The organism is Streptomyces sp. NPDC088733, from assembly GCF_044751185.1.
Classification (GTDB): Bacteria; Actinomycetota; Actinomycetes; order Streptomycetales; family Streptomycetaceae; genus Actinacidiphila.
Genome location: NZ_JBIVLH010000001.1, coordinates 368,521 through 392,481, shown reverse-complemented (window position 1 = coordinate 392,481; position 23,961 = coordinate 368,521). Strand labels below are relative to the sequence as shown.

The window sequence follows — 23,961 nt, the reverse complement described above, 5'->3', positions numbered from 1 at the left end:
GGACGCACGACGGCCGGCCGGGCCGGTTCGCGCGCCGGTGGGTCGTGCGGGTTGTGCGCAGGCAGCTGACTGATGATGCGTCAGAGTTCCCGTGACGGGAAGAGGGCCGTCAGGTCCCGGATGTGTCGGACGTGGCGTCACCGGGCTTGCTGCGGGCCCGGCTCGGCTGCACGCGCAGCGGCTCGCCCGGCATCTTCGGGTGGTCCGGCGGGTACGGCATGTCCCCGAGCCCGCGGTCGCTCTCGTCGCGATCGGCCAGTTCCAGCACCGCGTCCAGGCGGAAGGCCTGCCCCTCCATGTCCGCGTGGACGTCGCCCTCCTCGGCGTACCGCACCGGCATGCTGGCCAGGTCGAAGTCGCGGGGGTGGGCGTCGGGCAGCTCGTCCCAGCGCAGCGGCGCGGAGACCGGGGCGCCGGGCCGGGGCCGGACGGAGTACGCGGAGGCGATGGTGCGGTCGCGGGCGGTCTGGTTGTAGTCCACGAAGATCTTCTCGCCGCGCTCCTCCTTCCACCACGCGCTGGTCACCTGCTCGGGCATCCGGCGTTCCATCTCCCGCGCGATGGCGATCGCCGCCCGCCGCACCCCGGTGAACGTCCACTCCGGCGCGATCGGCACGAAGACGTGCACCCCGCGCCCGCCGGAGGTCTTGGGCCAGCCGCGCAGGCCCAGCTCCTCCAGCAGCCCGCGCAGCTCGCGGGCGACCCGGACGGCGTCGGCGAAGTCCGTGCCGGGCTGCGGGTCGAGGTCGATGCGCAGCTCGTCGGGGTGGTCGAGGTCGCCGCGGCGGACCGGCCACGGGTGGAAGGTGAGGCAGCCGAGGTTGGCGGCCCACAGGACGGCGGCGGCTTCGGTGGGGCAGATCTCGTCCGCGTACCGGCCGGAGGGGAAGCGGATGCGGCCGGTGGGGATCCAGTCGGGCGTGTTCTTGGGCGCGCGCTTCTGGAAGAACGACTCGCCGCCGATGCCGTCCGGGTAGCGCTCCATGGTCGTCGGCCGGTCGCGCAGCGCGCGCAGGATGCCGTCGCCGACGGTGAGGTAGTAGCGGGCCAGGTCCAATTTGGTGAACGCGGATTCGGGGAAGTACACCTTGCCCGGGTTCGAGAGCCGGACCGTCCGCTCGCCGACGGTCAGCTCGACAGCCTCGCCCATGCCGCCACCGCCTCTCCCATGCGCACACCGTAGGCCCGACGGGCGTGCGCCGCCTGTCGGGCGGACAATCGCGGCATGGACCTCCCGGTGATGCCGCCCGTGAAGCCGATGCTCGCCAAATCGGCGCCCGCGATCCCGCCCGGCATGCTCTACGAGGGCAAGTGGGACGGCTTCCGTGCCATCGTCTTCCGCGACGGTGCCGAGGTCGAGATCGGCAGCCGCACCGGCAAACCCCTGACCCGCTACTTCCCCGAGGTCGTCGAGGCGGCGCGGGCCGCGCTGCCGGCGCGCTGCGTCGTCGACGGGGAGATCGTCGTCGCCCGGGACGGCCGGCTGGACTTCGACGCGCTGCTGGAGCGCATCCACCCCGCCGACTCCCGGGTGCGGCAGCTCGCCGAGCGCACCCCGGCCTCCCTCGTCGCCTTCGACCTGCTGGCGCTCGGCGACCGCTCGCTGATGACGGACCCGCAGAGCTGGCGCCGCCAGGCGCTGGTGGACGCGCTCGGCCCGGTGCGGCCGCCGGTGCACGTGGCGCCCTCCACGACCGACATCGACCTGGCCCGGCAGTGGTTCGAGCAGTTCGAGGGCGCCGGGCTGGACGGCGTCGTCGCCAAACCCCCGGACGTCGGCTACCGCCCGGACGAACGCGTCATGTTCAAGGTCAAGCACGAGCGCACCGCGGACTGCGTCCTGGCCGGCTTCCGCTGGCACAAGTCCGGCCCCGTCGTCGGCTCCCTGCTGCTCGGCCTGTACGACGCCGCGGGGCGGCTCCAGCACGTCGGCGTCAGCGCGTCCTTCCCGATGCGCCGCCGCGAGGAACTGGCGGCGGAACTGGAGCCGCTGCGCATGACGGGTGTCGAGGGGCATCCGTGGGCCGAGTGGGCGGAGGCCGAGCCGGGCGGCCGGATGCCCGGCGCCCAGAGCCGCTGGAGCGCGGGCAAGAACCTCTCCTGGGTCCCGCTGCGCCCCGAACGCGTCCTGGAGGTCGCCTACGACCACATGCAGGGCGACCGCTTCCGGCACACCGCCCAGTTCCGCCGCTGGCGCCCGGACCGCGACCCGGCCGACTGCACGTACGCGCAACTGGAGGAACCGGTGGGCTACGACCTGGCGGACATCCTCGGCTAGCGCTCGCGGACGGCAGACCCCCCCGGGCACGGTCAGCCCAGCGGGCCGCGCACCGGGACCAGCCGCAGCTCTTGGAAGGGCCGCCGCAGGGCGCCGGCGGGCAGCGGCGCGGACGGGGCCGCCCGGTGGGCGTCGGCGTCGGCGTGGGCGGAGAACCACACGACGACGTCCTCGCCGGTGCGCACGGGCAGCGCGGGGAAGCCGTTCTCGGCGTGCTCGGTGCGGTGCACCGCGCGGGCGGACGGCGGGGCCGTGAAGCCGGCCGGATCGGCCGGGTGGCAGATCGTCGCGACGACCAGCCCAGCATCGTCCGGAACGCGGTAGCCGGGGCCGCGCAGCAGCAGGACGTTGTCCGAGTCGGCCATGGTGGCGTTGGCCTCCGCGCGGTGCGCCCGCCAGACAGGGCCGCCGTAGAACGCCTGGAGGGCGCGGGTCCTGGCCGCCATGTCCGGGAAGGCGCGCATCCACACGAAGCGGTCCGGGGCGTCCAGGTCGCGGAAGCGCCCGCCGACGCGGATGCCCGCGGCCTCCTGGCCGGTGACGAACTCCCGCTCGAAGAGCGGGAGAAGGGTGCCGAGTCCGCCCGGGTGCAGCGTGTACTGGCGCAGTTCGACGATCTGCGAGGTCTCCATGGCGGGACCGTAGGGGCGGCCCACTGACATCTCCTGTCAGTGGGCCGGCCTCACAACGCCTGCCGTCGGGTGAGCTGGGTGAACGCCAGCCAGCCCGGCAGCACCGGCAGCCAGAAGGTCAGCACGCGGAACAGCAGGACGGCCGAGGTCGCCGTCGCCGAGTCCAGCCGTCCGATGGTCGTCAGGCCCGCGATCAGCGCGCCCTCGACCGCCCCGAGACCGCCGGGGGTGGGCGCGGCCGAGCCGAGCGCGTTGCCGGCCAGGAAGATCACGGCGACCGCCGCGAAGTTCACCTCGCCGTGGAAGGTCCGGACGCTGGCGTCCAGGCACAGCACGAAGAAGAGCGTCAGCAGCAGCGTGCCGCCGATGCCCGTGGTGAGCTTCAGCGGCTGCTGGAGGACGTCCAGCATGCGCGGCACCACACCGGCGAACAGCGCCCTGATCCGCGTGGACGCGAAGCGCCGCAGGGACGGGACCGCGGTGACGATCAGGAAGAGCACTCCGACGGTCAGCACGCCGGCCATCACCGTCCGGGACGGTGACAGGGACGGGGTCTTCTCCGTGCCGGTGATGTAGCCGAAGACCGCCAGCAGCATGATGTGCGAGCCGAGGCCGATCAGCTGCGAGGCGCCGACGCTGGCCACCGCCAGCCCCGGCCGCACCCCGGACTTCTGGAGGTAGCGGGTGTTGAGCGCCACACCGCCGATGGCGGCGGGCGCGACCAGCTTCACGAACGAGCCCGCGATCTGGGCCAGCGTCGTCTTCAGGAACGACAGCTTCTCCGGCACGAAGCCGGACAGCGCCATCGCCGCCGCGACGTAGCTCGCCGCGGACGCCAGCACCGCGACGATGATCCAGCCCCAGTTCGCCTCGGCCAGCAGGGTCGCCGGGTCGATGCTGCTGATCTGGGAGAGCAGGAAGTACGCGGCGAAGGCGCCGGCGATGATGCTCACCAGGGTGCGCGGCCGCACCCGCTCCAGCCGCACCGGCTCCACCGGGGCCTGCGGACGGATCAGCAGCACCTGGTGCCGGATACGCGTGAGCAGGTCCTCCTCGCGGGCCTCTTCCAGCGCGTCCTCCAGGGCCTTCTTCTCGGCCCGCCGCGCCGCCTTGGTCTCCTTGGCGGTCTCCTTGGACCCGCTGACCTGATCGGTTTCGGCTCCCGGGTCCGCGGTGGCCATCCGCCGCGCCTTGGAGGCGGCGAGCACCGCCTCGCGCTCGCGCTGAGCCCGTTCCCGGGCGAGCTGCTTGAGCGTCGCGCGGGTGGTGCGGCTCAGCGCGATGGGCTGCAGCAAGGGCAGCGAGTCGGCGACCGCGTCCGGGCCCAGGACGGCCACGGCGGAGGCCACCGAGCGCTCCGGGCCGACGCGCAGCGCCAGGGTGGTCAGCAACTGCGCCACGTCCATGCGGAGCACGAGGTCGCCGGCCGCGATCTCCCCGCCGCGCAGATCGGTCAGGAAGACCCTGCCGGAACGATCCACCTGCAAGGACTCGCCGACCAGCCTGCGGTGCGCGATACGCCGCGACTGGAGCGACCGCACCTGCTCCCAGGCGCCGCGCAGCAGCCCGTCGGTGATCTCCGCGTCGGACAGGGCGTCCAGCGAGCGGCCGCCCATGTGCTCGTAGACCAGCATCACCGCGTCCGGGCCGAGCTCGGACGTGGCGATCAGCCGGGGGGCGTTCGCGCCGGCGGAGATGGCGGCGTAGGCGAGCAGCGCCTCCTGCTCCAGCGCCTGCCGCAGCGACTGGAGGCTGCGGCGCTGGGTGATGCCGCGCAGCTGGAGCCGGCGCCACATGCGGTAGAAGAAGCCGTGCGCCTGCTGCTCGCGGTCCACCACTGTGACGTCCAGCAGCGGGCCGTCCTCCAGCGCCACCAGGTAGCGGCGGCCGCGCTCCGACTCCGGGGAGTCCGGGAACTCGTCCTCCGCCCGCACCGCGGTCAGTGGCGCGAAACCGACCCGGCGCAGGCCCGCCAGCAGGTTCTGGCCGGTCGGACGCACATTGGGCGAGCCGACGCCGTAGAGCGTGCCGTAGGCCACCGTCCAGCCGATCAGCACGGTGACGACGATCGAGAACGGCGTGGTGTAGCCGCCCATCAGCACGGCGAAGGAGTCCAGGAACAGCACCGACCACAGCGCCACCCGCCAGCGCGGGCGGCGCGCCATGCCGACCGCGGTCATGTAGGCGATGACCGGCGCGAGATAGCCGTGGACCGGGTCGGTCAGACCGCCGCCCGGCGCGTCCCGGGTCAGCGCGTCCCGGATCGCGACCGGCGCCGCGTCCGAGACCCACAGGTCGGTGGCGAGGGAGACGCCGTGCGCGAGGACGGCCGCGAGCACACCGTCGGCGATGCGCAGCCCGTCCCGCTTGATCAGCCGTTCCACGGCGAACGCGACGGGCACGATGAGCACCGCCACCGTCGCCAGCAGCCCGGCGATGGTGATCAGCGGCTCGGGCGCGTGCGTGGCGCCCTGGGCGATGTCCTGCTCCACGCCGGAGGTCGTCGCGTGGGCGAAGCCGGCGATGCCCAGCACCAGTGCGATGCCGAGGACGCCGAACAGGAAGCTCATGAGGTCGACGGGCCGGTGCACGCGAGCGGGCAGCAGCGGCTCGTCACGGGCCACCGGGTCGGTGTGCGGGCAGTCCTCGGCGTTGTGGGAGTCGTGGGGGGCGTGCGCGTCGTCGGCGCCCGCGTCCGAGGAGGCGTCGCCGTCACCGGTACCGGGGGAGCCGGCGGGGGGTGTGACCTTCGCCTCGTTCCCGGTGCTGCTCCCGGTCGCCGGCTCCCCGTCCCGCCCGCTGCGGGCGGGCTCCGCCGGCCCCGTGGGCTCAGCGGGACCGGTCGACGGCTTTTCCTTGTGCCGGTCCCCGTCGTCCTGGCCCTCAGGGGTGCCGGCCGCGCCGGCGGCGGCGACCTGCTCGGCCGCCGCGCCCGGGACGACGGCGACCGCGTCGGTGTCCGCGGATGCCGCGGGGGCAGCGTTCTCGCTGGTCAGAGGCACGTCAGAGGCAGCGCCGACCGCGCCAGCGGCTTCGTTCCCGCTCACGTCGTGCTTGCCGTCTGTCTCTTTTTGATCTCGTATCACCAGTCACCGCCCGGATGATGGTGGCACGAGCCGCCCGCGCATGGGCGCAGGAGGGGGCAATTCGCCGCCATCGGCACCCCCGCGCGCGCTCCCGTCCGCCCCGACTGTCGGTGCCCTCGGGCACGATGTGACGTATGAGCGAGGAGGAGACGGCCGACGGCGCCCCGGAGCTGCCCGCCTACGCGGAGCGTGTCCTGGACGTGACCGAGCGGATTCCGCACGGGAAGGTCATGACCTACGGCGATGTCGCCGAGTGGCTGGGGGAGGGCGGCCCCCGGCAGGTCGGCCGCGTGATGGCGCTGTACGGGGGCGCCGTTCCGTGGTGGCGCGTGGTGCGCTCGGACGGCGGCCTCCTGCCGGGCCACGAGCTCGACGCCCTGGCCCACTACCGCGAGGAGGGCACCCCGCTGCGCCCGGCCCCGCACGCCGCGAAGGGGCACATACCCCGCCTCGACATGCGCCGGGCCCGCTGGGACGGGACGGCGGCCCCCGACGGCCGCGACGGCCCCGGCGGTACGGACTGAACAGCGCGCGCTCACACCCTCCAGCTTCCGCCATCCGGGCGCCGAAGATGCCATCGGCCGTCCGTAAGGAGTACGGCGGGCGGCGCGCCCCGGCTCCCGCATCGGTACCGGAAGGGCGGGACGCGTCACGGCGCCGCCGGCCGGTGGCGTAGCGTCGGCACCCGGCCGCTCCCGGCCCGGCACACCAACAGCACATGAACGCACACGGAACCGGCGAACCACGTGACCTCCTCCTCCACTCGGCAGACGGACGCCGCCGCGCGGCGCTCCGGGGGGACGGTCGGGCCGTCGGGCGGCTACCGACTGCTACGGACCCCGCCGCAACGGGTGACGCCCCCTGAACTGGACGCCTCGCAGCGTGCGGTGGTTGAGCACTCCGGCGGACCGCTGCTCGTCCTCGCCGGACCGGGCACCGGCAAGACGACCACCCTGGTGGAGTCCGTCGCCGAACGGGTGCGGCGCGGCACCGACCCCGAGCGCGTCCTCGTGCTCACCTTCAGCCGCAAGGCGGCCGGCGAACTGCGCGACCGCATGGCCGCCCGGATGGGTGGCGCGGCGGCTCCGGTGGCGACCACCTTCCACTCGTTCTGCTACGCCCTGGTGCGCGCCCACCAGGCCCCCGAGCTCTTCGCCGACCCCCTGCGGTTGCTGTCCGGCCCCGAGCAGGACCTCGCCGTGCGCGAACTGCTTTCCGGCGAGCCCGAGCTCGAGCGCGCCGGGCGGGGCCGGGTGCGCTGGCCCGACGAGCTGCGGGCCGCGCTGACCACCCGCGGTTTCGCCGACGAGGTCCGCGCGGTGCTCGCCCGCACCCGCGAACTGGGCCTCGGACCGCGCTCCCTGGCCGCCTTCGCGCGCCGCACCGGCCGCCCGGACTGGACGGCGGCCGCCGGATTCCTCGCCGAGTACCTCGACGTCCTCGACCTCCAGGGCGTCATCGACTACGCAGAGCTCGTGCACCGCGCCGTGCTCCTCGCGGGCCGGCCCGAGGTCGCCCGCCACCTTGCCGGGGCGTACGAGGCCGTGTACGTCGACGAGTACCAGGACACCGACCCCGCCCAGGTGCGGCTGCTGCACGCGCTGGCCGGCGGCGGCCGCACCCTGGTGGCGTTCGGCGACCCCGACCAGTCCGTCTACACCTTCCGCGGCGCCGACGTGAACGGCATCCTCGGCTTCCCCGACGCCTTCCGGCACCGCGACGGCCGCCCCGCCGACGTCCGCGTCCTCCGGGTCGCCCGCCGCTCCGGCGCGCGGCTGCTCGCCGCCACCCGGCTGCTCACCGCCCGCATGCCGCTGACCCGGCTGCCGGCCGCCGCCGTACGCGCCCACCGCGAACCGGTCCCGGACCGCGACGGCGGCGCATTGGCCGTCCGCACCTACCCCACGCCCGGTGCCGAACTCGACGGCATCGCCGACGTCCTGCGCCGCGCGCACCTGGAGGACGGCCTGCGCTGGTCGGACATGGCCGTCCTGGTCCGCGCCGGCTCCCGCTCACTGCCCTCGCTGCGCCGCTCCCTCACCTCCGCGGGCGTCCCCGTCGACATCGAGGGCGACGACCTGCCGCTGCGCGACGAGCCCGCCGTGGCACCGCTGCTGCTCGCCCTGCGCGTGTGCGCACAGGCCGCCGTCCCCGCCGAGACCCCACCCGCGTGGCTGGGCGCCGAGGACGCCCTGACCCTGCTCGGCTCCCCGCTGGGCGGCATGGACGCCGCCGACCTGCGGCGCCTGGGCCGCGCCCTGCGCGAGGAGGAGCGGGCCGCCGGCGTGGCCGTGCCCAGGCCGTCGGACGAGCTGATCACCGAGGCGCTCGCCGAACCCGAGCGCCTCGTCGCACACGATCCGTCCTTCGCCCGCGGCGCCCAGCGCCTGGGCGGACTGCTGCGCACCGCGCGCGAGCTGCTCACGGACGGCGGCACCGCCGAGGACGCCCTGTGGGCGCTCTGGGACGGCACCCCGTGGCCGGGGCGGCTGGAGCGGGCCGCGCTGCGCGGCGGCGCGGCCGGCCGCAACGCCGACCGCGACCTGGACGCGGTCTGCGCGCTGTTCGACACCGCGGCGCGGGCCGAGGAGCGCACCGGCGGCCGCGGCGCGCTGAACTTCCTGGAGGAACTGGCCGCCCAGGACATCGCCGCCGACGTGCTGACCCGCCGCGCCGTCCGCCCCGACGCCGTACGGCTGATGACGGCGCACCGCTCCAAGGGCCTGGAGTGGCCGCTCGTGGTCGTCGCGGGCGTACAGGAGGGGCTCTGGCCCGACCTGCGCCGCCGCGGCTCCCTGCTGGAGGCCGACCGCATCGGGCGGGACGGCCTCGCCGAGCCGCTGACCCCGGGCGCGCTGCTCACCGAGGAGCGCCGGCTGTTCTACGTCGCCGCTACCCGCGCCCGCGACCGCCTGGTGGTCACCGCCGTGAAGGCAGCCGCCGACGACGGCGACCAGCCCTCCCGCTTCCTGCGCGAGCTCGGCGTCGAACCGGTCGACGTCACCCAGCGCGCCCGCCGCCCGCTCGCCGTCGCCCCCCTGGTGGCCGAACTGCGCGCCACCACCGTGGACCCGGCCGCCTCCCCGGCGCTGCGCGAGGCCGCCGCCCTGCGGCTGGCCCGGCTGGCCGCCCTGGAGGACGCGGGCCAGCCCCTGGTGCCCGCCGCGCACCCGGAGCGCTGGTGGGGGCTGTACGAGCAGACCCGCTCGGAGGTCCCGCTGCGCGACCGCGACCAGCCGGTGGCGCTGTCGGGCAGCGCCCTGGACCAGCTGGCCAACACCTGTGCCCTGCAGTGGTTCCTCGGCCGCGAGGTGAAGGCCGAGCCCCCGGCCACCGCCGCCCAGGGCTTCGGCAACGTCCTGCACGTCCTCGCCGACGAGGTGGCCTCCGGCCGCACCCCGGCCGACCTCGACGTCCTGATGGAGCGGCTGGACTCGGTCTGGAACGCCCTCGCCTTCGACGCGCCCTGGAAGTCGCAGCAGGAGAAGGAGAACGCGCGCGCCGCACTGGAACGCTTCCTGCACTGGCACGTCATGGAGCGCGGCCGGCTCCCCGTCGCCTCCGAGCACGGCTTCGACGTCACCCTGGAGACCGGCGAGGTCTCCGTCCGTATCCGCGGCAGCATGGACCGGGTCGAGACGGACGCCGAGGGCAACGCCTATGTCGTCGACTTCAAGACCGGCAAGAGCAAGCCCACCGCCGCCGAGGTCGAGCGCCACGCCCAACTGGCCGTCTACCAGCTCGCCGTGCGCGAGGGCGCGGTCGACGGGCTCTTCCACGACACCCGGCCCGCCCCCGGCGGCGCCGAACTCGTGCAACTGCGCCTGGGTGCCGCCCGCAGGGACGGCGGCGACGCGCAGCCCACCGTGCAGGCTCAGGAAGCCCTGACCGGGGAGTGGGCCGACGGCCTGCTCGCCGACGCCGCCGCCCGCGTCCTGGACGAGCGCTTCACCCCCTCCAGCGGCCAGCACTGCGACAACTGCGCCTTCAAGGCGGCCTGCAGCGCCCGCCCGGAGGGCCGCCAGGTCGTGGAATGACGCGCCGCGGCCCGCGGCCCGCGGTCCGCGGCGCGTCAGGCGCCTCGGTGACCGGTGAGCCTGGCGAGCACACCGGGGACGCCCGCGAGCGCCTGCGGGGCGGACCGGCGCAAGACGCCCGGCACTTCCACCTCGACGAGTGACGACGACACCATGGGCTCGTCGGGACGGTCGTTCAGCCAGTTGCCCAATTCCCCGGTGCCTTGCTCCTGGTGGACCGTCTTCACTATCGCCGCCGAGTCGAGGTAGATCACCAACGCTCCTCGTCGCGCATCGAGACGAGTGCGGCCGCCGTGTCGATCTCCGGGTCGCCGAGCGCGGGGGGCAATGGGACCGGGCCCGAGGCCGCAGGCGCGGTGGCGCGCCCTTCGGCGACGATGCCCCCGATCGGGTGGCAGCCCCGCGTCTCGGCCACGGCGGACCCCTGTCGGTGGCGCCCGATAGCCTCCCCTTTGTGTCGTCCCGTATCACCGGCCCCGAGCAGCTCAAGGAGCTGCTGGGCATCCCGTTCACCCCGGAGCAGCTGGCGTGCATCACCGCGCCGCTCGCGCCGCAGGTGATCGTGGCCGGTGCCGGGTCGGGCAAGACGACGGTGATGGCGGCCCGCGTGGTGTGGCTGGTCGGCACAGGGCAGGTCGCGCCGGAGCAGGTGCTGGGGCTGACGTTCACCAACAAGGCGGCGGGGGAGCTCTCCGAGCGCGTGCGCAAGGCGCTGGTCCGGGCGGGCGTCACCGACCCGGACCCGGCCGACCCCGGCCATGCCCCCGGCGAGCCGCAGATCTCCACCTACCACGCCTTCGCCGGGCAGTTGCTGAAGGAGCACGGGCTGCGCATCGGGCTGGAGCCGACCGCGCGGCTGCTCGCCGACGCGACGCGCTACCAGCTGGCCGCCAAGGTGCTGCGGGCCGCGTCCGGTCCCTTCCCCGCGCTCACCAAGGGCATCCCGGGGCTGGTCAGCGACCTGCTGGCCCTGGAGGGCGAGCTCGCGGAGCACCTGGTGCCGCCCGAGCGGCTGCTCGCGTACGACCGCGCGTGGCTCGACGAACTCGACGGCATCCGGCTCACCAACGCCGATCTGCGCCGCCTCCCCGAGACCGCCCGCGCCCGGACCGACCTCACCGGTCTCGCGGCGGCCTACCGGGCGGAGAAGGAGAAGCGCGACCTGCTCGACTTCGGCGACCAGATCGCGCTGTCCGCGACACTCGCCCGCACCCGCCCGGAGGTCGGCCGGATCCTGCGCGAGCAGTACGCGGTGGTGCTGCTCGACGAGTACCAGGACACCTCCGTCGCCCAAGGGCTCCTGCTCTCCGGCCTGTTCGGCGACGGCACCGGCCACCCGGTCACCGCCGTCGGCGACCCCTGCCAGGCCATCTACGGCTGGCGCGGCGCCTCGGTCGCCAACCTCGACGACTTCCCCCGCCACTTCGCGCACACCGACGGCACGCCCGCCCGCCGCCAGTCCCTGTCGGAGAACCGGCGCAGCGGCGGCCGTCTGCTGGACCTCGCGAATGAGCTCGCCACCGAACTGCGCGAACGCCACGAGGGCGTGGAGGCCCTGCGGCCCGCGCCGGGCGCCGAGCTGGACGGTGTCGTGCGCTGCGCGCTGCTGCCCACCCAGGAGCAGGAGATCGACTGGATCGCCGACTCCATCGCCCACCTGGTCCGCACGGGCACCGCGCCGGGCGAGATCGCCGTGCTGTGCCGGGCCGCGGGCCACTTCGCCGACATCCATGCCGCGCTCGTCGCCCGGGACGTGCCCGTGGAGGTCGTGGGCCTGTCGGGGCTGCTGGACCTGCCCGAGGTCGCCGACCTGGTCGCGGTCTGCGAGGTGCTGCAGGACCCCACCGCCAACGCCGCCCTCGTACGGCTGCTGACCGGGCCGCGCTGGCGCGTCGGCGCCCGCGACCTGGCGCTGCTGGGGCGGCGGGCGCGGCTGCTGGTGCCGGGCCGCGGCGACATCGCCGACCGGCTGGCGGCCGCTGTCCAGGGCGTCGATCCGGCCGAGGTGGTCTCCCTGGCCGACGCCCTGGAGACCTTCGTCGACGGGGAACCCGAGGACCGCCTGCCCTTCTCCCCCGAGGCCCGGGTGCGTTTCGCGCGGCTGGCCACCGAGATACGGGAACTGCGCCGCGCCCTGGCCGACCCGCTGATGGACGTCCTGCACCGGGTGCTGGCCGTCACCGGCCTGGAGGTCGAGCTCTCCGCGTCGCCGCACGCCCTGGCCGCGCGGCGCCGCGAGACGCTGCACGCCTTCCTGGACGTCGCCGCCGGTTTCGCCTCCCTTGACGGCGAGGCGACCCTCCAGGCCTTCCTGGCGTTCCTGCGCACCGCCGCCCAGTACGAGAAGGGCCTGGACAGCTCGCTGCCCGGCGGCGAGAACACGGTCAAGGTGCTCACCGCCCACAAGTCCAAGGGCCTGGAGTGGGACGTCGTGGCCGTCCCGGGACTGGTGCGCAAGGGCTTCCCGAGCGAACGCGGCCGGGAGTTGTGGCACACCAACCCCAAGGTGCTGCCGCATGCCCTGCGCGGGGACGCCGCCACGCTCCCCGACGTCCAGGAGTGGTCGCGGGCGGGCCTGGCCGAGTTCAGGACGGCGATGGCCGAGCACAACCGCGTGGAGGAACTGCGCCTCGGCTACGTCACCTTCACCCGCCCCCGCTCCCTGCTGCTGGGCTCCGGCCACTGGTGGGGTCCCTCGCAGAAGCGCCCCTTCGGGCCGTCGGCGTTCCTGGACGCGCTGCGCGCCCACTGCGAGGCCGGCCACGGCGAGGTCGAGCACTGGGCCGACCCGCCGGGGGAGGACGACACCAACCCGGCCCTCACCCGCGGCACCGAGCCCGCCTGGCCGCTGCCCCTGGACCCGCAGGCCCTGGGCCGGCGCCGCGAGGCGGCCCGCCGCGTGCTCGACCACCTGGACGCCTCCTTGCGGCAGGCACCCGCCGGCGCCGCACCGGCCGATCCCGACTGGCCGCCCCCGGAGGAGGAGCCGCCCTTCGACGACGAGGAGCTGCCGTACGGCGTCGAGGACGAGGAACCCGGCGACTGGGAGGACTGGCCCGCCGAGCGGCCCGCCGTCCCCGCGCCGCGGCCCACGCCCGGGCCGGAACCGGAGCCCGAACCCGAACCCGAGCCGGAACCCGAGCACGGGCACGGCGGCCGCACGCCGCTGCTGCCGGAGGAGGCGCGGCTGGCCGCCTCCTGGGACCGCGACCTGGACGCCCTCGCCGCCGAGTTGCGCCGGGCCCGTGCCACCGTGCGCGACGTGCCGCTCCCGCCGACGCTGACCGCGTCCCAGCTGCTGCGCCTGGCGGCCGACCCCGACGGTTTCGCCCGCGAGCTCGCCCGCCCGATGCCGCGTCCGCCGAGGCCCGGCGCGCGCCGCGGCACGCGCTTCCACGCCTGGGTGGAGTCCCGGTTCGAGGAACTGCCGCTGATCGCCCCCGAGGACCTGCCGGGCATGGAGGGCGACGACGAGATCGCCGACGAGCACGACCTCGCCGCGCTCAAGGAGGCCTTCCTCGGCACCCCGTACGCCGACCGCACGCCCTACCGGGTCGAGGCGCCGTTCCAGCTCAGCCTGGCCGGCCGGGTGATCCGCGGCCGGATCGACGCCGTCTACCGCGAGGGCGGCCGCTACGAGATCGTCGACTGGAAGACCGGCCGCGCCGGCACCGCCGACCCGCTGCAGCTCGCCGTCTACCGGCTCGCCTGGGCCGAGCAGCACGGCGTGCCACCGGAGGAGATCGCGGCGGCCTTCCTCCACGTCCGCACCGGCGAACTGGTCCGCCCGTCCGTGCTGCCCGGCCGGGCGGCGCTGGAGCGTCTGCTGCTGGGGGAGCCCGGAGGCGACGAGGGGTCCGGGGCCGCCGCCCGATAGGCTCGTCGCCATGAGCACCACCCCGGACAGCGCCGTCCGTACGTACATCGCGACCCACCGTGAGGCTTTTCTCGGCGAACTCGCCGACTGGCTGCGCATCCCGTCCGTGTCGGCCGATCCCGAGCGGTCCGCGGACGTCGAGGACAGTGCCCGGTGGCTGGCCGCGAAGCTGCGGGAGACGGGGTTCCCGGTCGCCGAGGTGTGGCCGACCGCGGGCGCGCCGGCGGTCTTCGCCGAGTGGCCCTGCGACGACCCGGACGCGCCGACGGTGCTGGTCTACGGCCACCACGACGTGCAGCCCGCGGCCCGGGAGGACGGCTGGGACAGCGATCCCTTCGAGCCCGTGGTCCGCGACGGGCGGATGTACGCGCGCGGCGCCGCCGACGACAAGGGCCAGGTGTTCTTCCACACGCTCGGTGTCCGCGCCCACCTGGCCGCCACCGGCCGCAGCACGCCCGCCGTGCACCTGAAGCTGCTGGTCGAGGGCGAGGAAGAGGCCGGCTCACCGCACTTCGCGGGCCTGGTGCGGGCCCACGCCGGCCGGCTGGCGTGCGACACGGTGATCGTCTCCGACACCGGCATGTGGGACGAGGACACCCCGACCGTCTGCACCGGCATGCGCGGCCTGGTCGACTGCCAGGTCGACCTGCGCGGCCCCGACCAGGACGTGCACTCGGGTTCCTTCGGCGGCGCCGTCCCCAATCCGGCCACCGAGGCCGCCCGGCTGGCCGCGGGGCTGCACGACGCGGACGGCCGGGTGGCGATCCCCGGCTTCTACGACGGCGTCGTGGAACTGGCCGGGCGGGAGCGGGAACTGTTCGCGCGGCTGCCCTTCGACGAGAAGCGCTGGCTGCGCACCGCCCGGTCGTACGCGGCGAGCGGCGAGGCCGGCCACTCCACCCTGGAGCGGGTCTGGGCCCGCCCCACCGCCGAGGTCAACGGCATCGGCGGCGGCTACCAGGGTCCCGGCGGCAAGACGATCGTGCCGGCCTCCGCCCAGCTGAAGCTGTCCTTCCGGCTCGTCGCAGGGCAGGACACGGACGTGGTGCAGCGGCTCGTCGCCGACTGGATCGCCGCACGCGTCCCGGACGGCATCCGGCACGAGATCACCTTCTGGGGCGCCACCCGCCCGTGCCTGACCCCGCTGGACCACCCGGCGCTGGGCGCGCTGACCCGCGCGATGGGGCGGGCCTTCGGCAAGGAGATCCTGTTCACTCGTGAGGGTGGTTCCGGACCGGCGGCCGACCTGCAGGACGTGCTCGGCGCGCCCGTCCTCTTCCTGGGAATTTCCGTGCCGTCCGACGGTTGGCACTCAGTGAACGAGAAGGTCGAGATCGACCTGCTCCTGAAGGGCGTGGAGACCTCCGCGTACCTGTGGAGCGAGTTCGCGACCCGGTGAGCATCCGCAAGAATCCGCGCGTTACGGGGAGTTGACAGCAGCTTTGTCCGAAATGCCTGGTACGTCCGGTAATTCCGGCACCGGGAAGGGCTCCGGCCCGGTGCCCGACCCGGCGGCCCTCCCACCCCTGGCCCGCTGGTCGGGCATCGACCGCGCCGCCCTCCACCGTCTCGACGAGGCATGGCTGGCGGCCGCCTGGAGCCACCCCACCACCCGGGTCTTCGTCGTCTCGGGCGGCCAGGTACTGGTCGAGGACACCCCGGACGGCGGCACCGAACTGGTCATGATGCCCTCCTTCGAGGCGCCGGAGGCCGAGGTGCACCGCTACTTCCTCGGCATCGACGAGGACGGGGTGCGCTACTTCGCGCTGCAGAAGGACACCCTCCCGGGCCGGATGGACGACGTGGCCCGCCCGGCCGGGCTGCGCGAGGTGGGCGCACTGCTCTCCGACCGCGACGCCGGCCTCATGGTGCACGCGGTCGCCCTGGAGAACTGGCAGCGGATGCACCGCTTCTGCTCCCGCTGCGGCGAGCGCACGGTGGTCGCCGCGGCCGGTCACATCCGGCGCTGCCCGGCCTGCGGGGCCGAGCACTACCCGCGCACCGACCCCGCGGTGATCATGCTGGTCACCGACGACCAGGACCGCGCGCTGCTGGGCCGCCAGGTGCACTGGCCGGAGGGCCGGTTCTCGACCCTGGCGGGGTTCGTGGAGCCGGGGGAGTCGCTGGAGCAGGCCGTCGTCCGCGAGGTCGCGGAGGAGGCGGGGGTGACGGTGGCCGGGGTGTCGTACGTCTCCAGCCAGCCGTGGCCGTTCCCGTCCAGCCTGATGCTGGGATTCATGGCCTGGGCCTCGTCGTCGGAGATCACGGTGGACGGCGAGGAGCTGCACGAGGCGCGCTGGTTCTCCCGCGAGGAGTTCCGCAAGGCGATGGAGACGGGCGAGGTGCTGCCGCCGCACGGCATCTCCATCGCGGCCCGGCTCATCGAGCGCTGGTACGGCAAGCCGCTGCCGACACGGCCCTGACGGGCGTCCCGGCGCCTTCACGGGGGCCGGAGAAGCGGACGGGCCCGGCCGCGGGGACTTCCGCGACCGGGCCCGCCGGGCCGGGCCTCAGCTCGCCAGGGCCTGCTTGACCTGGGCGAGGCTCGGGTTGCTCAGCGGGATCGGGTCCGCGCCGCTCTCCGGGGTGACCAGCAGCGTCGGGACCAGCTGGTTGCCGCCGTTGACGGTCTCGACGAACTTCGCCGACTCCGGGTCCTGCTCGATGTTGATCTCCTTGAAGGGGATGCCCTCGCGGTCCAGCTGGCCCTTCAGGCGGCGGCAGTAGCCGCACCACGTGGTGCTGTACATCGTCACAGTGCCGGACATCGGTGTTCGCTCCTCAGGTCTGGGGATCTCGGGTCTGGGGCCTGGGGGTCTTGGGCCCCGGTCGGGATGGCGTCCTGGAAACGCCGTCCCCAGGGTCTCGCATTCCTTGCATTCGCATCCGATCCGACGATCGGACCTCAGCTGTGGATAACTTTCCCGGGTGCCTCCCGGGACCTGGCAGCATGGCGGGGTGACTGCTCCCACGCATACCCCGCTCTTCCCGGAGTTCCCCGCCGTCCCGGACTCCCCGGACGCCGTGCTCGCCGGGCTCGACCCCGAGCAGCGCGCGGTCGCCACCGCGCTGCACGGGCCGGTGTGCGTGCTGGCCGGCGCCGGGACGGGCAAGACCCGCGCGATCACGCACCGCATCGCGTACGGGGTGCGGGCCGGGATCCTGCAGCCCGCCAGCGTGCTCGCGGTCACCTTCACCGCCCGGGCGGCCGGCGAGATGCGCGGCCGGCTGCGGCAGCTGGGAGCCGGCGGCGTGCAGGCGCGCACCTTCCACTCCGCCGCGCTGCGGCAGCTCCAGTACTTCTGGCCGCGCGCCATCGGCGGCGAGATGCCGCGGCTGGCCGAGCGCAAGATCCAGCTGGTGGCGGAGGCCGGGGCGCGCTCGCGCATCCGGCTGGACCGCAACGAGCTGCGCGACGTCACCGGCGAGATCGAGTGGGCCAAGGTCACCCAGACCGTCCCCGAGGACTATCCGGCGGCCGCCGCCAAGTCCGCCCGCGAGGTCCCGCGCGACGCCGCGGAGATCGCCCGGATCTACACCACGTACGAGCAGCTCAAGCGCGACCGCGGCGTCATCGACTTCGAGGACGTGCTGCTGCTCACGGTCGGCGTCCTGGAGGACCGCCCGGACGTCGCCGAAGCCGTCCGCGGCCAGTACCAGCACTTCGTCGTCGACGAGTACCAGGACGTCAGCCCGCTGCAGCAGCGGCTGCTCGACCTGTGGCTCGGCGGGCGGGACAGCGTCTGCGTGGTCGGCGACGCCTCGCAGACCATCTACTCCTTCACCGGCGCCACCCCCGAGTTCCTGCTCGGCTTCCGCACCCGGCACCCGGACGCCACCGTGGTCAAACTGGTCCGCGACTACCGCTCCACCCCCCAGGTGGTGCATCTCGCCAACGGACTGCTGTCCCAGGCCCGCGGCCAGGCCGCCCAGCACCGGCTGGAGCTCGTCTCGCAGCGCGAGGCCGGCCCCGAGCCGTCCTACACCGAGTACGCGGACGAGCCCGCCGAGGCGGAGGGCACCGCGCGGCGGATCCGGGAACTGATCGACGACGGAGTGCGGCCCAGCGAGATCGCCGTGCTCTACCGGGTCAACGCCCAGTCCGAGGTGTACGAGCAGGCCCTCGCCGACGCCGGGGTGCCCTACCAGCTGCGCGGCGCCGAGCGCTTCTTCGAGCGGCCCGAGGTCCGCGAGGCGGGCATGCTGCTGCGCGGCGCGGCCCGGGCCAGCGATCCGCTGGAGGACGCGGACCTGCCCGGGCACGTCCGGGCGGTGCTGGGCACCCGCGGCTGGTCCCCGGAGCCCCCGGCGGGCTCCGGCGCGGTGCGTGACCGGTGGGAGTCGCTGGCGGCGCTCGTGCGCCTCGCCGAGGACTTCGCCCGCGCCCGCGCGGACGCCGTGCTCGCGGACTTCGTCGCCGAGCTCGACGAACGGGCCGGCGCGCAGCACGCCCCGACCGTCGAGGGCGTCACGCTCGCCTCGCTGCACGCCGCCAAGGGCCTGGAGTGGGACGCGGTGTTCCTGGTCGGCCTGACCGAGGGCACGATGCCCATCACCTACGCCAAGACCGACGAACAGGTGGAGGAGGAGCGGCGGCTGCTCTACGTCGGCGTCACCCGCGCCCGCTTCCACCTGGGGCTGTCCTGGGCGCTGTCCCGTTCCCCGGGCGGCCGCGGCGGCCGGCGGCCCTCGCGCTTCCTGGACGGACTGCGGCCGGGCACGGCCGCCAGGGGCCGGGCGGGCGCCCGCCCGGCCGCCGGGGGCGGTGTGGAGCGCGGCGCGGGCGGCCGGCGGAAGCGTGGACCGGTGCACTGCCGGGTCTGCGGCCGCGCGCTCTCCGACGCGGGCGAGATCAAGCTGATGCGCTGCGAGGACTGCCCCTCCGACATGGACGAGGCGCTGTACGAGCGGCTGCGCGAGTGGCGGGTCGAGCAGGCCAAGGCGCTCGGTCAGCCCGCCTACTGCGTCTTCACCGACAAGACGCTGCTCGCCATCGCCGAGGTAAGGCCTTCCACGGAGGCAGAATTGTCGGTTATCTCCGGAGTCGGAGCCCGCAAACTGGACAAGTTCGGCGCCGACGTCCTGGCCCTGTGCACCGGCTCCGGGACGGGTGATGAAGCTGTTGCAGAAGACTCCGGAAAATAGTTTGCGCGCCCCGAGGAAATCCCCATAGCCTGCGTGAGCGCGGACGACGCGGCTTCGTGGAGGACCTTCCCGGAGCGGTGGAATCCGTGATGTACTGACCCAGCACAATCTGTCCGGACCAGCCCACGAGACGCCTGAGAGGAGGCGAGACCAGTGATCACTTACACCGACATCACGACCGATCGCACGGTCATCGCCGCCTGCCCGCTCGGTGCCTCGCTTGTCGGCACCGGTCTGTCCAGCAGCCTGTCCGGTCGTCTGTCCGTCCTGGGCACCCCCGCTCTCTCCCTGCGGGAGCGCGCGGGCGAGCGACCGACCCAGGCGCCGGCGGAAGCGGTAATGGCAATGGCCAAGGGCTATGCCTTTGCGGCAGCCAATGGTGCCGGAAACCCGAAGACGCAGCAGCACCCGAAGTGGGCCTTCCGCGGGCTCGAACCCTGGAGTGATCCAGCCTGACAGACGATCAGGCCGGCGCCTTCAGGGCCGCGGAATCCCAGACCGGGATCCGCGGCCCTTCTGTTTTCCCACCCCAAGACAAACAGATGAGGAACGAAGCGATCGTGCACATCACCTCGCACGCACCGTCCGTACCCACCCCAGTTCGCCCGCCTGACCCGGAGGTCACCTTGATCCCCCTCACCGAGCTCGACGACGAGATCGAGCGCCTCGGCGTCCCCGTCCCGTGCCGGACCTTCGACCCGGAGGTCTTCTTCGCCGAATCCCCGGCCGACGTCGAGTACGCCAAGTCGCTGTGCCAGACCTGCCCGGTCCGTGAGGCCTGCCTCGCCGGCGCGAAGGACCGCCGCGAGCCCTGGGGTGTCTGGGGTGGAGAGCTGTTCGTCCAGGGTGTCGTGGTGCCCCGCAAGCGGCCCCGTGGCCGTCCGCGCAAGAACGCGGTCATGGCATGAAGCGCCCAGCCGTCGGAACGATCGATCGACCCCTCACGCGCGACCCGATGAAACAGGCCCCGATGATTCCGCCCACCAGCGAACGCCCCGCACCCACTGCCGACGCGCCGACCGCGCGCCAGAACAGGAACCTTGAAATGCAACTCATGCCAGAAGCCCTGGCTCGCGCCCATATGCAAGAGCGCCTCTACGAGGCCGAGCACGAACGCATGGCGCTGCGCGCGCTCAGGGCCCGCCGACTGCAGCGCCGCGCCGAACGAGCCTCGCTGCGCGCCCGCCGGGCGCTCGCGATGGCCGTGATGCAGTAGCGGTAACACGCGGTCACACATCCGTAACGACACACAACCGCGGGGCCGGTCGATTTCGACCGGCCCCACGATATCGTCACGAAGTGGACCAGAAGACTCAAGGCGATCGGGTCGGGACTGCTCCCATGACGACGACGTGCGCCCGCTGCGGCGCGGTCGCCCAGGGGCTCCCCCTCACTTGGACCTGCTCCGTGGAGAACGGCAGCCGCGTGTACTTCTGCGACGACTGCGCGCGCGGCAACATCCGCAGTATCGAGGGCCGGCTCGACTCCGCCTGGTGGTAGCGGTCCGGTCCCCTGCCCTACGCCGAGGCGTCCTCGACCTCGGGCAGGGGCGCCTCGCCGTCGCCGGCGAAGCCGGGCAGCCACTCGAGCAACTCGTCCCGCAGCCGCACGGTGGCCGCCAGCTGGCACAGCACCCCGATGGTGCTCAGCGTCACCCGGTGGATCAGCAGGTACGAGGGCGGCAGATTGAGCTGCTTGCCCAACTGGTGCGCGGGCGAGCGCGGATCGGCGATCCGCGCGGCCTGGGCGCGCATCCAGTCGCGCGCGAAGGTGAACTCCTCCACCGCCGCGGGCTCGATGATCGGACGCAGATAGTCCAGTACCGCGTCCGGGTCGAGGTCGATGGTCGGCCTGACGAAACCCTCCTGGCGGAGCATCGCGTGCACCGACTCGGCGTCGTCCGCCAGCGCCATGCGCAGGGCCGTCCCTATCGGTACCGGGAGCCCCTCCGGAAGGCGGTCGACGGTACCGAAGTCCAGCACGCCCAGCCGCCAGCCGGCCGCGGGGCCGTCGTCCGTGAGCAACCGGAAGTTGCCGGGGTGCGGGTCGGCGTGCAGCAGCCCCGTGCGGGCGGGGCCGGCGAACAGGAAGCCCGCCAGCAGCTGCCCCGCGCGATCGCGCATCTCCTGGCTGCCCCGGGAGATCACCTCCGCCAGCGGCACCCCGTCCATCCACTCCGTGACCAGCACCCGTTCCGTGCGGTGCACCACATCCGGCACGAACACGTCGGGGTCGCCGGCGAACTCCGCCGCGTGCGCGTGCTGGGCCTGGGCCTCCAATTCGTAGTCCAGTTCCTCCGAGATCCGGTCGCGCAGCTCCGTGATCAGGGGCTTGATGTCCATACCGGGGATGAGGGGCCCGAACAGCCGGGCCACCCGGCCCAGTTGGTTCAGGTCCGACAGCAGGGCGTCGCCCGCGCCGGGGTACTGGACCTTCACCGCGACCTTGCGGCCGTCGTGCCACACGGCGCGATGCACCTGGCCGATGGAGGCGGCCGCCGCGGGCTGGTCCTCGAACTCGGTGAACAGCTCGCGCCAGTCCTCGCCCAGCCGCTCCGCCAGCACCCCGTGCACGGTGCGGGTGGGCATCGGCGGCGCAGCGTCCTGCAGTTTGGTCAGCGCCGCCCGGTAGGGTCCGGCGACCTCCTCGGGCAGCGCGGCCTCGAAGACGGACAGTGCCTGCCCGAACTTCATCGCCCCGCCTTTAAGGGATCCCAGGGTCGCGAAGAGCTGTTCGGCGGTCCGCTTCTGGAGTTCGGCCGAGACCTCGTCCGCGGGGCGGCCTCCGAGCCGCTTGCCCAGCCCCAGTGTCGCCCGGCCCGCGAATCCCAGGGGGAGCGCGGCCAACTTGGCGGTACGGGTCACCGCTTTACGCGGAAGATCAGACATGCGCCCCCACTTTCCGGTCGGTCACCCCGTCATTGTCCCCCGCCCTTCCCCGACAGCGGCACCCAGTTCCCGGGTCGCACCACATCCGCACCGGCGGTCCGCGGGGACCGGACGCATCTCGCTCGCCAGCCGGGCGAGCCCCAGTTCCCAGCGCGCGCCGCAGCTCGGCGGCCGTCCCCCGTCGACGAACGCCAGGGCATGGGCCGCCGCCACCCCCGCGACCGTCGTGGCCAGCGCCACGTCGCAGGCCGGCACCCCGCCCCGACCGGACCGCAGCTGCGCCAGTACCCGGGGCCACGCCGCGTCCGCGTCGGCCATCCGCAGCCCGAGGCAGCCGGCGCAGCCGGTGCTCCCCGGCACCACCAGCGGACCGACGACCCCCATGCCCTCCAGCACCCCGGCGTAGAGATGGGGGATCCCCGCCGCCAGCAGCGGCTCGGCCTCACGGGGATCGGGCGCGTAGGCCGCCAGCCCGTCCCTCGGTGCGAGCACGACCAGCGCGAGCCCCGGGTCCGGCCGGGCGGCCGGCCCCCGTCTGCCGACCGCACCGGCCCGCGGATCGGGTGCCGCCCGCCGGACCAGACCGCGCGCCGCCGCGTCGCGGCGCTCGCCGATGTGGTCGGCGGGGATGCCGCCCGGCGCGGTGTCCCACGGTTCGACCCGGCCGTCGTCGCGGACGTCGACCCGGCCCACCCCCGCCGCCGAGAGCACCGCCGCGATCGTGCCGCCGACGCGCCCTGCCCCCACCACGCGGACCCGCGTGCCGCGCCGGTCCCGTATCCGGGCGGCCGCGCCACCGGGATCGGTGTGGACGACGGACAGCGCCGCCAGGTCGGGCCGGAGCCGGTCCAGCGCGGCCGAGCGGTGACTCATCGCCTCCGACAGCTCCGCGTGCGAGGACGCGTCGTCCAGCACGCCGCCCTCGGCGAGCAGCCCGAGCAGCCGCCGGGCCTGCCGGGGCTCCAGCCCGAGGGACTCGGCCTCCCGGGACAGTGGGCCGATCCCCCGCGTGCCGTCGAGCAGGTCGAGGAAGGCGGACGCCGCGCCGTCCACCGAGTCCAGCACGACGGCATGGGCCGGGTCGACCCCGAATTGCAGGCTTTCCCGGCTGCGCCAGCTGCGGCGCATGGCGGGTTTGAGCATGGGACGCATCGCCACCCCCGTGGACGGGGACCTCCGGTGGGAGATCCCGGTGAATCCGTGACGACCAGCATGCACGGAATCCGCGAACCGGCCGCGAAAGTTATCCACAGGTAGCGGCAATGATCATTTGATCGGTAAATCCAAGGGTCTCGTCTTTTTTCAGGTGAGCACACCCCGGGGCGGGACTTCACGGACCCCGTGCGGGTAAGTTCGTGCCGTGTCCGCCGACCCCTCCCACAGCCTTTCCAGCCAGCCCCCGCGCGTCTCCCGGACCAGCGCGGTGGAAGTGCGCCGGAGCGCCCGTCGACGCCGCACGGTCTCGGCGTACCGCGAGGGCGACGTCACCGTGGTCCTCATCCCGGCGCGGATGTCCGCCGCCGAGGAGAAGCGCTGGGTGACGGTCATGCTCGACAAGCTCGCCGCCCAGGAGAGCCGCAAGATGCTCGGCGACGAGCAGCTCGCCGCCCGGGCCGCGCAGCTGTCCGCCCAGTACCTCGGGGGCCGCGCCGCCCCGCGCACCGTCCGCTGGGTGACCAACCAGAACTCCCGGTGGGGCTCGTGTACGCCGGCCGAGGGCAGCATCCGCCTGTCCCACCGGCTTCAGGGCATGCCCGAGTACGTCGTCGACTACGTTCTCCTCCATGAGCTCGCGCACCTCCTGGTGCCGGGCCACGGACCGGACTTCTGGAAGGTGCTGGAGACCTATCCGCGCACGGAACGCGCGCGCGGATACCTGGAAGGGGTGGTCGCGGCGGCCGGCCTCCCGGACCCTCCGACGGCACGCGAGGAATAGCCCGGGGAATGGTCCGTCGTCGGAGCCAGCGGATAGCCTGGCGCAACGCAGAGGCACGTACGTACGGATGGGGGGCGGTCGT

General features: G+C 74.1%; 20 protein-coding genes. 12 read left to right on the top strand and 8 right to left on the bottom strand.

From position 1 onward, the window contains the following. Positions 1–109 precede the first annotated feature (109 nt). Positions 110–1,150, bottom strand: a complete 1,041-nt coding sequence (gene ligD, locus ACIP64_RS01745) for a non-homologous end-joining DNA ligase (RefSeq protein WP_401580601.1) — start codon at positions 1,148–1,150, stop codon at positions 110–112. Between the two features lie 75 nt (positions 1,151–1,225). On the opposite strand from ligD, the gene ACIP64_RS01740 reads away from it, so the two are divergent. Next, positions 1,226–2,278 carry an ATP-dependent DNA ligase gene (locus ACIP64_RS01740; protein ID WP_401580599.1) on the top strand — a complete coding sequence of 351 codons (1,053 nt, stop codon included), beginning with the start codon at positions 1,226–1,228 and terminating at the stop codon, positions 2,276–2,278. 32 nt (positions 2,279–2,310) lie between these two features. Here ACIP64_RS01740 and ACIP64_RS01735 read toward each other — a convergent pair whose 3' ends face one another. After that, complete coding sequence (locus ACIP64_RS01735) at positions 2,311–2,910, bottom strand: NIPSNAP family protein (RefSeq protein WP_401580597.1); 600 nt, start codon at positions 2,908–2,910, stop codon at positions 2,311–2,313. A 50-nt stretch (positions 2,911–2,960) separates the two neighbouring features. After that, positions 2,961–5,912, bottom strand: coding sequence for a YbhN family protein (locus ACIP64_RS01730; protein WP_401580595.1), 2,952 nt, complete (start codon positions 5,910–5,912; stop codon positions 2,961–2,963). Between the two features lie 218 nt (positions 5,913–6,130). Here ACIP64_RS01730 and ACIP64_RS01725 point away from each other — a divergent pair, with 218 nt between their 5' ends. Continuing rightward, the gene (locus ACIP64_RS01725) at positions 6,131–6,520 is read left to right on the top strand and encodes an MGMT family protein (protein ID WP_401580593.1); all 390 of its coding nucleotides are present in this window, start codon (positions 6,131–6,133) and stop codon (positions 6,518–6,520) included. 222 nt (positions 6,521–6,742) lie between these two features. After that, the gene (locus ACIP64_RS01720; protein WP_401580591.1) at positions 6,743–10,033 is read left to right on the top strand and encodes an ATP-dependent helicase; all 3,291 of its coding nucleotides are present in this window, start codon (positions 6,743–6,745) and stop codon (positions 10,031–10,033) included. Between the two features lie 35 nt (positions 10,034–10,068). Here the strand turns inward: ACIP64_RS01720 and ACIP64_RS01715 are convergent, their stop codons facing one another. Together ACIP64_RS01715 and ACIP64_RS01710 are read right to left on the bottom strand one after the other, a co-directional pair. Next, a complete protein-coding gene (locus ACIP64_RS01715; RefSeq protein WP_401580589.1) occupies positions 10,069–10,287 on the bottom strand; it encodes a hypothetical protein in 219 nt (72 codons plus the stop codon). Further along, positions 10,284–10,448: a hypothetical protein gene (locus tag ACIP64_RS01710; RefSeq protein WP_401580587.1), complete on the bottom strand. Its 165-nt coding sequence runs from the start codon at positions 10,446–10,448 to the stop codon at positions 10,284–10,286. Before ACIP64_RS01710 ends, ACIP64_RS01715 begins: the two co-directional genes overlap by 4 nt. A gap of 39 nt (positions 10,449–10,487) precedes the next feature. Here ACIP64_RS01710 and ACIP64_RS01705 point away from each other — a divergent pair, with 39 nt between their 5' ends. Genes ACIP64_RS01705 through nudC form a run of 3 tightly spaced genes read left to right on the top strand, consistent with a single transcriptional unit; the run spans position 10,488 to position 16,333 of the window. After that, entirely contained in the window at positions 10,488–13,910 is a 3,423-nt protein-coding gene (locus ACIP64_RS01705; RefSeq protein WP_401580585.1) for a UvrD-helicase domain-containing protein, read from the top strand. 10 nt (positions 13,911–13,920) lie between these two features. Next, entirely contained in the window at positions 13,921–15,309 is a 1,389-nt protein-coding gene (locus ACIP64_RS01700) for a M20/M25/M40 family metallo-hydrolase (protein WP_401580584.1), read from the top strand. A 52-nt stretch (positions 15,310–15,361) separates the two neighbouring features. After that, complete coding sequence (gene nudC, locus ACIP64_RS01695) at positions 15,362–16,333, top strand: NAD(+) diphosphatase (protein WP_401580582.1); 972 nt, start codon at positions 15,362–15,364, stop codon at positions 16,331–16,333. 87 nt (positions 16,334–16,420) lie between these two features. Here the strand turns inward: nudC and ACIP64_RS01690 are convergent, their stop codons facing one another. Further along, positions 16,421–16,678 carry a glutaredoxin domain-containing protein gene (locus tag ACIP64_RS01690; protein WP_360907274.1) on the bottom strand — a complete coding sequence of 86 codons (258 nt, stop codon included), beginning with the start codon at positions 16,676–16,678 and terminating at the stop codon, positions 16,421–16,423. A 190-nt stretch (positions 16,679–16,868) separates the two neighbouring features. Here ACIP64_RS01690 and ACIP64_RS01685 point away from each other — a divergent pair, with 190 nt between their 5' ends. The 5 genes from ACIP64_RS01685 to ACIP64_RS01665 all read left to right on the top strand — a co-directional run bounded on the left by ACIP64_RS01685 (position 16,869) and on the right by ACIP64_RS01665 (position 20,555). Continuing rightward, entirely contained in the window at positions 16,869–19,055 is a 2,187-nt protein-coding gene (locus ACIP64_RS01685) for an ATP-dependent DNA helicase UvrD2 (protein WP_401580580.1), read from the top strand. Positions 19,056–19,208: 153 nt separating this feature from the next. Beyond that, positions 19,209–19,511, top strand: coding sequence for a hypothetical protein (locus tag ACIP64_RS01680; protein WP_401580578.1), 303 nt, complete (start codon positions 19,209–19,211; stop codon positions 19,509–19,511). A 104-nt stretch (positions 19,512–19,615) separates the two neighbouring features. Then, positions 19,616–19,963 (top strand): WhiB family transcriptional regulator, encoded by a 348-nt coding sequence (locus ACIP64_RS01675; RefSeq protein ID WP_319665065.1) that lies wholly within the window; start codon positions 19,616–19,618, stop codon positions 19,961–19,963. After that, positions 19,960–20,271: a hypothetical protein gene (locus ACIP64_RS01670; RefSeq protein ID WP_360907268.1), complete on the top strand. Its 312-nt coding sequence runs from the start codon at positions 19,960–19,962 to the stop codon at positions 20,269–20,271. The genes ACIP64_RS01675 and ACIP64_RS01670 overlap by 4 nt, the downstream gene beginning before the upstream one ends. 125 nt (positions 20,272–20,396) lie before the next feature. Beyond that, positions 20,397–20,555, top strand: a complete 159-nt coding sequence (locus tag ACIP64_RS01665; protein ID WP_360907266.1) for a hypothetical protein — start codon at positions 20,397–20,399, stop codon at positions 20,553–20,555. A 17-nt stretch (positions 20,556–20,572) separates the two neighbouring features. Here the strand turns inward: ACIP64_RS01665 and ACIP64_RS01660 are convergent, their stop codons facing one another. Together ACIP64_RS01660 and ACIP64_RS01655 are read right to left on the bottom strand one after the other, a co-directional pair. Next, positions 20,573–21,943 carry an ABC1 kinase family protein gene (locus ACIP64_RS01660; protein WP_401580576.1) on the bottom strand — a complete coding sequence of 457 codons (1,371 nt, stop codon included), beginning with the start codon at positions 21,941–21,943 and terminating at the stop codon, positions 20,573–20,575. A gap of 21 nt (positions 21,944–21,964) precedes the next feature. Further along, positions 21,965–23,095 carry a TOMM precursor leader peptide-binding protein gene (locus tag ACIP64_RS01655; RefSeq protein ID WP_401580574.1) on the bottom strand — a complete coding sequence of 377 codons (1,131 nt, stop codon included), beginning with the start codon at positions 23,093–23,095 and terminating at the stop codon, positions 21,965–21,967. 208 nt (positions 23,096–23,303) lie between these two features. Here ACIP64_RS01655 and ACIP64_RS01650 point away from each other — a divergent pair, with 208 nt between their 5' ends. Then, positions 23,304–23,879, top strand: a complete 576-nt coding sequence (locus ACIP64_RS01650; RefSeq protein ID WP_401580572.1) for a M48 family metallopeptidase — start codon at positions 23,304–23,306, stop codon at positions 23,877–23,879. Positions 23,880–23,961: the final 82 nt, after the last annotated feature.